The sequence below is a fragment of the Paenibacillus sp. FSL H7-0942 genome (assembly GCF_045040715.1).
GTDB classification, from domain to species: Bacteria; Bacillota; Bacilli; order Paenibacillales; family Paenibacillaceae; genus Paenibacillus; species Paenibacillus amylolyticus.
In genome coordinates this window covers 1-14008 of the sequence record NZ_CP150279.1, presented here as the reverse complement: position 1 = coordinate 14008, position 14008 = coordinate 1, and the positions used below count along the sequence as shown (strand labels likewise).

Annotated in this window: 9 protein-coding genes and 1 rRNA gene; 1 reads left to right on the top strand and 9 read right to left on the bottom strand. The window is 46.8% G+C overall.

Annotation, left to right across the window (positions count from 1 at the left end; all coding sequences use genetic code 11):
* Positions 1–192 precede the first annotated feature (192 nt).
* The 3 genes from MHI48_RS00050 to gyrA form a co-directional block, all read right to left on the bottom strand.
* Positions 193–1745 (bottom strand): 16S ribosomal RNA (locus MHI48_RS00050).
* Positions 1746–2203: 458 nt separating this feature from the next.
* A complete protein-coding gene (locus tag MHI48_RS00045) occupies positions 2204–3322 on the bottom strand; it encodes an HD-GYP domain-containing protein (protein ID WP_076329291.1) in 1119 nt (372 codons plus the stop codon).
* A 222-nt stretch (positions 3323–3544) separates the two neighbouring features.
* Positions 3545–6109: a DNA gyrase subunit A gene (gene gyrA, locus MHI48_RS00040; protein WP_076329292.1), complete on the bottom strand. Its 2565-nt coding sequence runs from the start codon at positions 6107–6109 to the stop codon at positions 3545–3547.
* Between the two features lie 427 nt (positions 6110–6536).
* Between gyrA and MHI48_RS00035 the strand changes: the two genes are divergently transcribed.
* Entirely contained in the window at positions 6537–7484 is a 948-nt protein-coding gene (locus MHI48_RS00035; protein ID WP_338707443.1) for a YheC/YheD family protein, read from the top strand.
* A 93-nt stretch (positions 7485–7577) separates the two neighbouring features.
* On the opposite strand, the gene gyrB is transcribed toward MHI48_RS00035, so the two are convergent.
* The 6 genes from gyrB to dnaA form a co-directional block, all read right to left on the bottom strand.
* Positions 7578–9488 (bottom strand): DNA topoisomerase (ATP-hydrolyzing) subunit B, encoded by a 1911-nt coding sequence (gene gyrB / locus MHI48_RS00030; protein ID WP_036611997.1) that lies wholly within the window; start codon positions 9486–9488, stop codon positions 7578–7580.
* A gap of 145 nt (positions 9489–9633) precedes the next feature.
* Positions 9634–9882, bottom strand: a complete 249-nt coding sequence (remB, locus tag MHI48_RS00025) for an extracellular matrix regulator RemB (protein WP_017691405.1) — start codon at positions 9880–9882, stop codon at positions 9634–9636.
* Between the two features lie 14 nt (positions 9883–9896).
* On the bottom strand, positions 9897–11009 hold the full coding sequence (gene recF, locus MHI48_RS00020) for a DNA replication/repair protein RecF (protein WP_017691406.1): 1113 nt from the start codon (positions 11007–11009) through the stop codon (positions 9897–9899).
* Positions 11010–11066: 57 nt separating this feature from the next.
* Complete coding sequence (gene yaaA, locus MHI48_RS00015; RefSeq protein ID WP_036611994.1) at positions 11067–11282, bottom strand: S4 domain-containing protein YaaA; 216 nt, start codon at positions 11280–11282, stop codon at positions 11067–11069.
* Between the two features lie 16 nt (positions 11283–11298).
* On the bottom strand, positions 11299–12441 hold the full coding sequence (dnaN, locus tag MHI48_RS00010; protein WP_017691408.1) for a DNA polymerase III subunit beta: 1143 nt from the start codon (positions 12439–12441) through the stop codon (positions 11299–11301).
* A gap of 220 nt (positions 12442–12661) precedes the next feature.
* The gene (dnaA, locus tag MHI48_RS00005; protein WP_405142682.1) at positions 12662–14008 is read right to left on the bottom strand and encodes a chromosomal replication initiator protein DnaA; all 1347 of its coding nucleotides are present in this window, start codon (positions 14006–14008) and stop codon (positions 12662–12664) included.

The window sequence follows — 14008 nt, the reverse complement described above, 5'->3', positions numbered from 1 at the left end:
TAGTTTTCAAAGAACAAGCTCCATGCAAAAGCAAGCTGTTTGAGAGTTTGAGCTCTCAAAACTGAGCAACGAGTGAGTTGCTTTGCTCTTCATTTCATCCACACCGAAGTGACGAACCGAAATGAATCGCTGTCGCAGGTTCTGAGAACCTGCTTATTTGAATGTTTCCACTCGGGAAACGATTCTCCATAGAAAGGAGGTGATCCAGCCGCACCTTCCGATACGGCTACCTTGTTACGACTTCACCCCAATCATCTATCCCACCTTCGGCGGCTGGCTCCTTGCGGTTACCCCACCGACTTCGGGTGTTATAAACTCTCGTGGTGTGACGGGCGGTGTGTACAAGACCCGGGAACGTATTCACCGCGGCATGCTGATCCGCGATTACTAGCAATTCCGACTTCATGCAGGCGAGTTGCAGCCTGCAATCCGAACTGAGACCGGCTTTGTTGGGATTGGCTCCATCTCGCGATTTCGCAGCCCGTTGTACCGGCCATTGTAGTACGTGTGTAGCCCAGGTCATAAGGGGCATGATGATTTGACGTCATCCCCACCTTCCTCCGGTTTGTCACCGGCAGTCTATCTAGAGTGCCCATCCGAAATGCTGGCAACTAAATATAAGGGTTGCGCTCGTTGCGGGACTTAACCCAACATCTCACGACACGAGCTGACGACAACCATGCACCACCTGTCTCCTCTGTCCCGAAGGAAAGATACATCTCTGCATCGATCAGAGGGATGTCAAGACCTGGTAAGGTTCTTCGCGTTGCTTCGAATTAAACCACATACTCCACTGCTTGTGCGGGTCCCCGTCAATTCCTTTGAGTTTCAGTCTTGCGACCGTACTCCCCAGGCGGAGTGCTTAATGTGTTAACTTCGGCACCAAGGGTATCGAAACCCCTAACACCTAGCACTCATCGTTTACGGCGTGGACTACCAGGGTATCTAATCCTGTTTGCTCCCCACGCTTTCGCGCCTCAGCGTCAGTTACAGCCCAGAGAGTCGCCTTCGCCACTGGTGTTCCTCCACATATCTACGCATTTCACCGCTACACGTGGAATTCCACTCTCCTCTTCTGCACTCAAGTCACCCAGTTTCCAGTGCGATCCGGGGTTGAGCCCCGGGATTAAACACCAGACTTAAATGACCGCCTGCGCGCGCTTTACGCCCAATAATTCCGGACAACGCTTGCCCCCTACGTATTACCGCGGCTGCTGGCACGTAGTTAGCCGGGGCTTTCTTCTCAGGTACCGTCACCTTGAGAGCAGTTACTCTCCCAAGCGTTCTTCCCTGGCAACAGAGCTTTACGATCCGAAAACCTTCATCACTCACGCGGCATTGCTCCGTCAGGCTTTCGCCCATTGCGGAAGATTCCCTACTGCTGCCTCCCGTAGGAGTCTGGGCCGTGTCTCAGTCCCAGTGTGGCCGATCACCCTCTCAGGTCGGCTACGCATCGTCGCCTTGGTGAGCCGTTACCTCACCAACTAGCTAATGCGCCGCAGGCCCATCCCCAAGTGACAGATTGCTCCGTCTTTCCAGTTTCCTTCAGGCGAAGAAAACAATTATTCGGTATTAGCTACCGTTTCCGGTAGTTGTCCCAAACTTGAGGGCAGGTTGCCTACGTGTTACTCACCCGTCCGCCGCTAACCATCAGAGAAGCAAGCTTCTCTTCAAGTCCGCTCGACTTGCATGTATTAGGCATGCCGCCAGCGTTCGTCCTGAGCCAGGATCAAACTCTCCAATAAAGTATTGAAAAGAGCGATAAGCTCATTTTGAATCTGACGAGATTAAAAATCTCATTTGTGCTCCAGCCGATCCAAGCCAAGGCTTGTCTCAAACTTTCGCGTTTCATTCTGCAAGCAGAATGTTTACTCACTCGTTGTTCAGTTTTCAAAGATCAAACTTATTTTGTTACCGAATGTTGTTCTCTTCAGCAACTTTTATATCTTATCACATCCGAACCAACTTTGCAAGCTCTTTTTTTTAAGTTTCTTTCGAAGCTTATTTCATTTGCTTGCCGCACCGTGTAAACCGTGTTTTCTTGGCCGGAATTAGAATATACCATGTACAGATATTGAATGCAAGTCTTTTTTTAAGTAATTATATAATCGTTCTGGTTTTTCTACACTTCTACATATATCTCACGTAAAAGGCCTCTCTATAAAAGAAAGGCCTTCTCATCAAGTTACTTTAATATCTATTGTTATCCGATAACCTCTTGGATGTGAAGCTGCCGTTGCTGCATCAGGTTAATGATGGTTCCTTCTACTGACACCATAGGCCGTGTAGGATGATCTCGATCAGAGAATACGATCTCTCCAATCTGGTTATTGCTGAGTTTTACTCGGATGCCATTATGGATCTGGGTCGACCGTTGAACAAATACTCTGACAATTGCAGGGTCCAATTTCCCAAATGCCTCACTTTGGATCTGTTCTAGGACTAGGTATGGTGATTGTGCCTTGCGGTAGATCTTCTCCAGCGTCATGGCGTGGAAAATATCAGCGATAGCTACAATCTTGGCATAAATATGAATCTGCGTCCCACTAAGCTGCAACGGGTAGCCTGAACCATCCACTTTTTCATGATGCTGCAACGCTGCAAGTCTGGCTCCCTCATTAATGGCCTTTGCCTGTTTAAGGATCTGATAACCATATTTCGTATGCTGACGAATCTCTTCCTGCTCTGTAGCCGTCAACGTGGATGGTTTATGGAGTATCTGCGGATCTACCTTGTTGTTACCAATATCATGGAACAAGCCTGCAAAAGCCACTTGCATCCAATCCTTGGAGGGGAGATCGATCCATTGAGCCAGTTGATAGGATGTGATCGCACTCAGTACGGCATGGTGATATACATAATCATGTTCTTGCATTACTCGTGGACTGAAGGTAAGCACATTATATTGTTTGAGATGTGCAAACACTGCCTCCAACTGTGTACGTAACTCATAGACCGGTAATTCAGCCGCCAGAGAGGACAGGAAAGCATTTTTGGTTAGTCCAACCATCTTCTCATACTCATCCTGCAAAGACGTTACTACAGGAGCTGTGGTGACGTTCCCTGTCTTCCCTGCCCGTTCACCATTGTTGTCATTGGCAGAACTTCCTGCGGACACAGATGCACCTTTGGTTCCTGTACTACTCGACACCGTTCTTTCTTGTTCAATATCTACCTGTTGAATCATAAAGGCTCTGAGCACTTCCATATCCTTGGGTAAAATGACTTTTCCCTTCTGAAGCAGAACGTTGCCGCGAAGTGTTTGCACATCACTCCCAAGTTTGAGTCCTGGTTTGACTTCTGACAGGGTGATTAATCCCATGTGTATTCCCCTCACTCATCGTTCTTCTATGTTAATACAAACAAGACCATAGTCCCGGTTTTTCATGATATTTTCCATTATATTACTCAGGAATCAGGCTGTACATCCCAGATTCGGAAGAATAAAAGAAGAGATTCCTTTATACAAACAAAAGGGCTCCCGGTGGGAGCCCTCGCAATCTTCTTCCAATCTCAAAGAGATCAGTCTTTATAAAATTCTATTTTATGCTTCCGAACCGGAATCGTCGTCGCCCTCAACTTCATTAACCTCAGCGTCAGAAACGGTGCCTTCTTCCAAGCTTACTTCCGGAGCTTGGGACTCCTCGCCTTCCAAGCCTTCAAGCGACTCATCGTCTGGTTCCTCTTCATTTTTGTCAATTCGGCTGACTGTAGCTACTGAATCCTCGTCACGAATATGAATCAGCTTCACACCCTGCGTGTATCGACCCATAGTGGATATGCCTTCCATGCTCATCCGGATCAACGTACCGCTGGACGTGATAATCATCAGATCCTCTTCGGTTTTAACCATTTTGAGGCTGACTACTGAGCCGTTCTTCTCTGTGACATTAATAGTCTTGATCCCTTTACCGCCACGAGTCTGCATCCGATAATCATTGACAGGTGTACGTTTACCATAACCTTTGGCTGTAACGATCAGAACATCAAGCTCTTTATCAACTACATCCATGCCGATAACAGCATCCTGTTCATCCAATGTAATCCCTTTGACGCCGGTTGCGCTACGTCCCATGGAACGTACATTACCTTCCGAGAATCGAATAGACATTCCGTGAGCTGTACCCATGATGATCTCTTGCAATCCATCGGTCAGCTTAACATCGATCAGAACGTCATCATCACGTAAGGAAATACCGATCAAGCCGCCTTTGCGGATATTGGTGTAATCCTCAAGTGGCGTCTTCTTCACAACCCCTTGGCGGGTAGCAAAGAACAAGTATCTGTCACTTTCGAATTCCTGGACCGGAATTACGGCATTGACCGATTCGCCCTGCTCGATCTGGATCAGGTTGATAATCGGCGTTCCCCGAGCGGTACGTCCAAGCTCTGGAATCTCGTAAGCTTTGAGACGGTACACTTTACCTTTGTCAGTGAAGAACATGAGGTAATTGTGGGAGTTGGTCACAAACAGATGCTCGACAAAGTCGGTATCTTTTGTATCCATACCCACGACCCCACGTCCACCACGTTTCTGGCTGCGGTATGTGGATACCGGCAGACGTTTCACGTAGCCTGTATGAGTAATCGTAATGATAACCTCTTCACGTGGAATCAGGTCCTCATCCAGAATGCTCTCTTCACCTACAGTGATCTCTGTACGACGATCATCGCTGAAGCGGTCGCGGATCTCTTGCAGCTCCGTACTGATAATCTCAAGCACCAGATGCTCATTGGCCAGAATTTCGCGATACTCTCTGATTTTGACCATCAGTTCGTTATATTCATTTTCAATACGTTCGCGTTCCAGACCTGTGAGGCGTTGCAAACGCATATCGAGAATAGCTTGAGCCTGATCATGACTGAGTGAGAAGCGCTCAATCAAACCTTCTCTTGCTGCATCCGCATTACTGGATGAACGAATCAACGTAATAATCTCGTCGATATGATCCAGCGCAATACGTAAACCTTCTAGAATGTGTGCACGAGCTTCAGCCTTTTTCAGTTCAAACTGCGTACGTCTGCGAATAACCTCAATCTGATGCTGCAGGTAGTGATACAACACTTCACGCAAGTTCAGAATTTTAGGTTCTTTATTAACAATCGCAAGCATGTTAATCCCGAAAGTGGATTGCATCGATGTATGTTTGTACAGGTTGTTCAGGACAACCCCCGGATTCACGTCTCTGCGAAGCTCAATTACAACCCGCATACCATTACGGTCAGACTCATCACGAAGGTCAGTAATACCATCAATCTTTTTATCACGTACCAACTCGGCGATTTTCTCAACGAGTCTCGCCTTGTTTACCTGATAAGGCAACTCTGTAACGATAATTCGTGCCTTGTTGTTATTCTCTTCGATGTTGGTTTTAGCCCGCATCGTTACTGAACCACGTCCGGTCTGATACGCCTGGCGAATGCCTGAACGGCCCAAAATGTAGCCGGACGTAGGGAAGTCTGGTCCTTGAATGTAATCCATGAGTTCCATGGATGTAATGTCCGGATTTTGAATCATGGCCTGTACACCATCAATGACCTCACCCAGGTTATGAGGAGGAATATTGGTAGCCATACCTACCGCGATCCCGCCGACCCCATTGACAAGCAAGTTAGGAAAACGAGCAGGCAGAACGATTGGCTCATGTTCTTCACCGTCATAGTTTGGTTGGAAATCAATCGTATCCTTGTTGATATCTCTGAGCATTTCCATAGCAATCTTGGACAAACGTGCTTCGGTATAACGCATGGCTGCTGCCATATCACCATCGACCGATCCAAAGTTACCATGTCCATCTACATGCATATAACGCAGGGAGAAATCCTGTGCCATCCGTACCATCGTCTCGTAAACAGCAGAGTCACCGTGTGGGTGATACTTACCGATAACTTCGCCGACGATTCTGGCTGATTTTTTATGTGGTTTATCGGGTGTCATGCCGAGCTCTGACATCGCGTACAGAATACGCCGGTGAACCGGCTTCAATCCATCACGCACGTCAGGTAAGGCACGGCTAACGATGATGCTCATCGCATAATCCATAAACGATTCACGCATCTCGACGCCTATATCCCGATCTGTAATCTGAGAGTTCATTTCTTCCGCCATGCTGGACCTCCTTCTTGTCCTTCAACAAACGTTCCATTCCGTCATGCAAAAAAGTTGATTATATGTGAAAAGCCTAACAAGGCTAAAACCGCGCAAGAACGCTACTCTTTATTATATTACTTTCACAAAAGTTACACAATTAAACGTCCGCTGGGCAATAGCCTTTCTTCCGGGAACTTCTGCGTGTCTGGGGATACGCCCTGCCTTCCTCCCCAATTGCACATACAATGCTAGAAAAACGGCATATGTACTGTGCCTACCGAGGCTAAAGCCATTCCCGTCCTACGATCAAACTGCAAATTGTGCAGCTCATCGCACAAAACGCCATATTTCTCTATTATACCACTGAAATCGTCTCTTGTCCTTTGATTTCTCCGTGTCTGGTCCCTCTTTAGAACTGAACAAAACATGAAAGGACTGATGAATCTTGGGTATCCAACGCGTCTCCAGCAAATGGGCCAAAACAGCCGTGTTACAACGCAGTCGCATTGTGAATGAATATATCCCAGTGACCCGAAAATATAGCCGTCAAACTCTGGAACGAATGACTGAATTATTTGAGTCCAACTATATCAAACCGGACCGTGGCACTTACGGTAATGGCGTTATGCGGGTGAGAACAACCCGTTTATACGAACCTGTTGTTAATTCCGAAGATTCCACCACAGATGCAGAGGTTTCGGAAGAAACCAATGATCGAAACCTGGCTGATGAACCCGAAGCAAGTGCTGTTATCTCCAGAGCTACCTATCTCACAACAACATATCATCTCCAATACGGTACAGAGGAGAGATCATTTCATTCCCTGGACGAACTCGAACGAGCACTGAATGATCGTATTCAGGAACGTGAATATATCATTCAACAGGGAATCTCGCTGATGAAGCATGAAAATTTGCCTTTTGACTTGCGTGTGTTAACTCAGAAAAATCTGCAACACAACTGGGAAACAACAGGTGTTCTGGGACGTATTGCTGCCCCGGGCAAAATCATCACCAACATTCATGGTGGTGGGCGATTGGCTACGTTTGAAGAACTCGTACTCCCCCATCTTCACCAGGATGGCTTCAAAAAACTTCGCACTGAGCTGTACCGCTTAGGTATTCATACCGCTGTGCAATTGCAAACATCATTTCCAAGACTCAAAGAGATTGGTATTGATATTGCGCTAGACGAAGCAGGGCGTCCCTGGATTCTTGAAGTCAACACACTGCCAGGCATTTATGCCTTTGGCTTATTACCGGACAAGGAGGCGTACCGGAAGATCAAACGTTATGCGATTGCGTACGGTCGTTTGCCCTCCAAAAAGGGTAAGAGCTCCCGGCCATCCCCTAAAGCACAGGCTTCATCTGCCAAAAAACGTGTACGCAGATAACAAAGGGATATGGAGATCTAAGTATACGCCTTCCCTGTTCCATAGCTTCCCTAATATAAAAAAGGCGCCCTCTCAGGCGCCTTTTCGAATATGTTAAATGTCGAGGTTTTTCACGTATTTTGCATTTTCTTGGATAAAGTCACGACGCGGTTCAACGTTATCCCCCATCAGGGTGTCAAACATGGTATCAGCAAGTATGGCATCATTAATCGATACTTGCATCATGGTCCGGCTCTCCGGATCCATCGTCGTTTCCCACAATTGTCCGGCATTCATCTCGCCAAGACCTTTGTAACGCTGAACGTTGAATTTCGCATTTTCGCCGAGCGTTGCAATAATTTCATCGCGCTCTCTCTCGGAACCGGCATAACGAATCACTTTGTTACGCTCAATCTTGAACAATGGCGGTTGTGCAATATATACATAACCTGCCTCAATGATTTTACGCATGTACCGATACAGGAATGTCAGCAATAGTGTTCGGATATGAGCACCATCAACGTCGGCATCGGTCATCAAAATGATTTTGTGATAGCGTGCTTTGGCAATATCGAAGTCATCACCAATACCCGTACCCATTGCCGTAATAATTGCTCTAATCTCCGCATTACCCAATATCCGGTCGAGACGAGCTTTTTCCACGTTCAAAATCTTACCACGCAGTGGCAAAATCGCTTGGAAATGACGATCCCGACCTTGCTTTGCTGATCCGCCTGCAGAGTCACCTTCGACGATGTACAATTCGCTGATTGAAGCATCCTTGGATGAACAGTCTGCCAGTTTACCTGGAAGTGAGCTCACTTCGAGTGCACCTTTACGACGTGTCAGTTCACGGGCTTTACGGGCAGCTTCACGCGCACGTGCTGCTTGCAGACCTTTTTCCAAAATGCGACGGGATACGGAAGGATTCTCTTCCAGGAACTCCTGCAGCTTCTCGGCAAACAAGGATTCGACAATCCCACGCACTTCGCTGTTGCCCAGCTTGGTCTTTGTCTGTCCTTCAAATTGCGGTTCCGGAATCTTGACCGAAATAATAGCTGTCAAGCCTTCACGCACGTCATCTCCGGAAAGGTTCCCCGTGCTGTCCTTGATTACACCCGCCTTACGAGCATAGTCGTTGATGATCCGTGTAAGGGCACTCTTGAAACCTGATTCGTGCGTTCCGCCCTCATGCGTGTTGATATTGTTCGCGAAGGAATAGATATTCTCGGTGTAGTTGTCATTGTATTGCAGGGCAACTTCCACCTGAATGTTATCTCTGGAACCTTCGACGTAAATTGGATTCTCATGCAGGACTTCGCGCTTCTGGTTCAGGTAGGAGACGTATTCGATAATGCCGCCTTCGTACATGAACGAGTTGGTTGCACCTGTACGCTCATCCGTCAATGTAAGACCGATGCCCTTGTTCAGGAATGCCAGCTCACGAATCCGGGCAAGCAAGATGTCATATTCGAACACTCTTGTTTCCGTGAAAATTTCAGGGTCCGGATGGAATCTAACCGTTGTTCCTGTTTCGTCGGTTGTACCGATCACTTTCAGGTCATACTGTGGAGCTCCACGGCGATATTCCTGTTGATAGATATGTCCCTCACGTTTAACCGTTACAACCACTTTTTCAGAGAGTGCATTCACAACGGACACACCAACACCATGCAAACCACCGGATACTTTATATCCGCCGCCGCCAAATTTTCCCCCTGCATGGAGGACAGTCATAACTACCTCAAGTGCAGGACGTTTCATTTTGGTATGTTCGCCGACAGGAATACCCCGTCCGTTATCGACTACAGTCACGCTATTGTCTTCATGGATACTGACCTCAATGTGGTCGCAGTAACCTGCAAGCGCTTCGTCAATACTGTTGTCCACTACTTCCCAGACCAGATGATGCAGGCCCTTGGAACTGGTGGAACCGATATACATGCCCGGACGCTTCCGTACGGCTTCCAATCCTTCAAGGACCTGAATTTCATTCGCATCATATGACGGTTGATTCATAGACATGCCTTTCACCTACTTCTATAGATTCAATATCGTAAATATGCGTTAACTAATAATTGTTTGCTGAAATAGGCAACGTCCTTCATTTCAGCAGCTATTCAAATTTAAAGACAAGCAGCAAAAGAGACATCTTTTATGCCACACAACGCTAGAGATCCGGAAAAATGTGAGCCCGCTTTTTCAGCGTGGCTGAGGAAATAGGCGAGTAGTACACAATGTTTTTGGTCACCACAATGGACTTGGCTTCCTCTTCGCCGATGTGTTCCACTGTTTTTTCCTGCTCGGCATGCGTGACATACTGCTTGGAGATCTTTGAGGATTTTTCAATCGATATATCAAAAATAGCGACCAATTCGGAAGAACGGATGATCTTCTCACCGCCCAGATGAATGTACATAAGCCCCTCACTCCTTAGCGTTCAACCTGTCCGGCATGAACGTGATAAATACTGGCATCTTTGAGCTTGTCAACGTTCAGGCTCTCGATCCCCGTAGCCGTAATAAAGGTTTGCACCTTGCTCTGGAACGTTTCGATCAGCTGCGTCTGGCGAAAAGGGTCCAGCTCGGACAGAACATCATCCAGCAACAGAACTGGATATTCTCCGATTTCTTCATGAATCAGTTCAATTTCCGCAAGTTTAAGGGACAACGCCGTTGTGCGCTGCTGCCCCTGCGAGCCATATGTTTGTACTTCCCGATCGTTAATGAAAAAGGACAGGTCATCCCGATGCGGCCCACTAAGGGTTGTGCCTCGGCGAATCTCCTGCTCTTTCATTTGTGATAATTTTATCATAAATTGGTCCATTAAGACAGCTTCATCTTCCTCAGCGGCTTCGCTGAAGGAAGGAAGGTAGGCCAGCCGCAAGACTTCTCCGCCTCCGGTGATCCCCTGATGAATCGTTTCTGCCCACTTTTGCAGTTTCTTTATGAATTGTTTCCTTTTTTTGACGATTTTAACACCATGCTCGACCAGTTGTTCGTTCCACACCTCAAGCATGGTCTGGGCCGATGCCCCTTTTCCCCATAACTGCTTAAGCAAATTATTTCGTTGGACGAGCACTTTTTGGTATTGCTGCAGGTGGTACAGGTAGCCAGGTGCAACCTGTCCAATCTCCATGTCAAGAAACCGGCGGCGGACCCCCGGTGTGCCTTTTACAATCTCCAGATCCTCCGGTGCAAACATCACCACATTGAGCGCTCCGACAAAATCACTTAACTTGCGCTGCTCCAGGCCGTTAATCTTTGCTTTTTTGCCTTGTTGCGACAAAGATAGTTCAAGCTTGACCGATCCGTACTTTTTGTCGACCTCTGCTGCAAGCCTGGCACGTTCCTCACCGAAACGGATTAACTCCTTATCACGGGATGTACGGTGGCTCTTGGTGAGTGCAAGTACAAAAATCGCCTCTGCAAGATTGGTCTTGCCTTGGGCATTTTGTCCGATCAACAAGTTTACGGGACCAAAAGAATCCAGTCTCAGATGTTCATAATTGCGGAAATTCTGCAGATCAATGCTGTTCACAAACACGCGGTAACCTCCCTTTTATCCCGTCCGTCAGGAGGCAGCAGGATCGAACTGGTCTTCTTATTCTGCAGCAACTTCGAATGTGCCTTCTCCGTCCACTTCAACGATATCCCCAGGGTATAACTTACGTCCCCGGCGTTCCTCAGGCTCTTTATTCACACGTACAAGTCCTTCCTGAAGCAGAGCTTTGGCCATACCTCCAGTTGGGATGCAATCAGCCAGTTTCAAAAATTGATCAAGCTTAATATATTCCGTACGAATCGTAACTTGGTTCACTATGATCTTCCTTTCGTTAGTTGGTCGTCCGATATGGCAATATCACGTAAAGGCTGTGACTGTCATCCAGCGGTTTCAAGATGATTGGACTCATGACTCCTGTAAAAGCGATCATCAGCTGCTCACTTTCAACAACTTTCAGCACATCCAGCATGTATTTGGAGTTGAACGAGATTTTTAACGGATCTCCTGTAAACTCGGCAGGTTCGATTTCTTCTCTTACTTTACCTAGCTCGGAAGAGCTTGAAGAAATTTCAACGGATCCCGAATCCATCGTTTGCATACGCACGATGTTTGTTTTCTCTTCACGCGACAGCAAATAAGCCCGGTCAATGGATTCACTTAATTTTTTTGTATCTAAAACAAGTTCTGTTTTGTATGACGTTGGAATAATTCTAGAAGTATCCGGATATGTTCCGTCCAAAATACGGGAGTAGAACAATACACGGTCGATTTTGAACAGGACCTGGTTATCTGCAACAACGATATCCACAAGGGTATTTTGATCCGGAACAATTTTGCTGAGCTCGTTCAGCGTTTTACCGGAAATGACTACGTTGTTGAAGCGGATACCCTCTGCATTATCCAGCATTGCTGATCGAGTAGCAAGACGGTGACGGTCTGTTGCCACAAATTTCAATTCGTTATCACCCAAACTCCAGAGTACACCTGTCAAGATTGGAGTAGTCTCATGTGTGGAAATGGAGAAGACCGTTTGTTTGATCATATTTTTCAGCAAATCTCCTGGAATGGAGACGGTTTGGTTTTCTTCGATGCTTGGCAGTACCGGGAATTCTTCCGGATCCAGACCTACCAGTTGAATTTCGGTAGCACCTGCGGAGATAAAGGTGTTGAAGTTCTCTTTGACTTCCATGTGCACTTCCTGTGATGGCAGCTTCTTGATGATCTCCACAAAAAACTTGGCTGGCAAAACTACACTGCCGGGTTGATCTACCTGAACTACGCTTTTATCTCCATCTTCAAGCGGGATGAAGGATTGAATGGATATATCGGTGTCACTTGCTGTCAACGTTACACCTTGATGATTCACGTCGAATTTGATACCGCTCAGGATCGGAATCGTCGTACGGCTCGAGATCGCTTTGGATACTTGCTGTATGGAATCGTTTAAGTAGTTTTTCATTATGCTGATTTTCATGGTTTCACTCCTAGCTGTTTTTTTGGGTGTTGGGGTGTTAAAAGGTGTTTTTCAAAGGCCGAAGGCTAAGCTCCGAAATGGCTATTTTGGAGATGATATCTTTAAGATCTTTTTAGTAATAATAGTAATAGGGGCACTGAATATGTGGATAAGTGGGTATAAACCCGTACACCCAAGCCTATCCACATGTGTATACGTTGTGCATAGGCTTGGGACTTGTTCAGGTTGGATTCTTTATTTTTTCGGTTAAGTTGTTGATAACTTTATAGAGATCCTGATCGTTTTTAATCGCTTGGGAGATTTTTTCGTGAGCATGTATGACAGTGGTGTGATCTCGTCCTCCGAATGCTTCCCCAATTTTGGGCAGAGAAAAGTCTGTCAGTTCACGAGAGAGATACATGGCAATCTGTCTTGGAAAAGCAACTGCCTTGGTCCGTTTCCGTGCTTTGAAATCTTCAAGCTTAAGGCTATAATACTCGCCGACCTTTTGTTGGATGTCATGAATAGTGATCATTTTGGGACGACTGGAAGGAATAATATCCTTCAGTGCTTCAGCTGCCAGATGGGTGGTTACATCTTGATTAGTCAGTGAAGAATAAGCAACGACCCGAATCAGGGCGCCCTCCAGTTCACGGATGTTGGTGTCAATCTGGTTGGCAATGTACATCATCGCTTCATTCGGAATATCCAAGTTTTCCGCACGTGCCTTTTTCCGCAAAATTGCGATCCTTGTCTCCAAATCTGGAGGCTGGATATCCGTGATTAACCCCCATTCAAAGCGAGAACGAAGCCGTTCTTCCAGTGTCGGAATTTCCTTCGGTGGTCTGTCGCTGGAGATGATAATCTGCTTCCGTTCCTCATGCAGCGCATTAAACGTATGGAAAAATTCCTCTTGTGTTGATTCTTTTCCCGCCAAGAACTGAATATCATCAATGAGCAAAATGTCGACGCTCCGGTATTTGTTACGGAAGCTCTCCCCGCGGTTGTCACGGATCGAGTTAATGAATTCGTTCGTGAATTTCTCAGACGACAAATAAACGACTTTGCTGCCCGGATCATGCTCCAGAACATAATGTCCGATCGCATGCATCAAGTGAGTTTTACCGAGACCTACTCCTCCATACAGAAAGAGAGGATTGTAAGCTTTGGCGGGCGCTTCAGCGACCGCCAGCGATGCGGCATGGGCAAAACGGTTGCCCGGCCCGATGACAAATGTATCGAACGTATATTTCGGATTCAGCATGCTGAGTACGGCTTCTTCCTGTACAACTGTAGGCGTTGGAGCCGGCAGTTGCGGGTCCGGTTCAGCAGGCTTGTTCTCTTCGATGACAAATTTCACATCGACTTGCTTGCCAAGCAACTCGTATACCGTCGAGCCAACCAATTTGGTGTAACGGCTCTCCAGCCATTCGACGGCAAACGTGGTTGGTGCGGAAATGACGATTGAATGGTCATTCAGCTTGGTGGCTTTGGTTGCTTTGAACCAGGTGTCAAAGCTGGGTTTGCTGAGTTTGTTTTGTATGATTGATAAAATTTGCTGCCATAAATCAGAAGTATGGCTGTCCAC

Coding starts and splice junctions, on each gene's coding strand:
- gyrA (WP_076329292.1), bottom strand. CDS start 6,109: ATGGCGGAAGAAATGAACTCTCAGATTACAGATCGGGATATAGGCGTC.
- gyrB (WP_036611997.1), bottom strand. CDS start 9,488: ATGTCTATGAATCAACCGTCATATGATGCGAATGAAATTCAGGTCCTT.
- dnaN (WP_017691408.1), bottom strand. CDS start 12,441: ATGAAAATCAGCATAATGAAAAACTACTTAAACGATTCCATACAGCAA.
- remB (WP_017691405.1), bottom strand. CDS start 9,882: ATGTACATTCATCTGGGCGGTGAGAAGATCATCCGTTCTTCCGAATTG.
- MHI48_RS00045 (WP_076329291.1), bottom strand. CDS start 3,322: ATGGGATTAATCACCCTGTCAGAAGTCAAACCAGGACTCAAACTTGGG.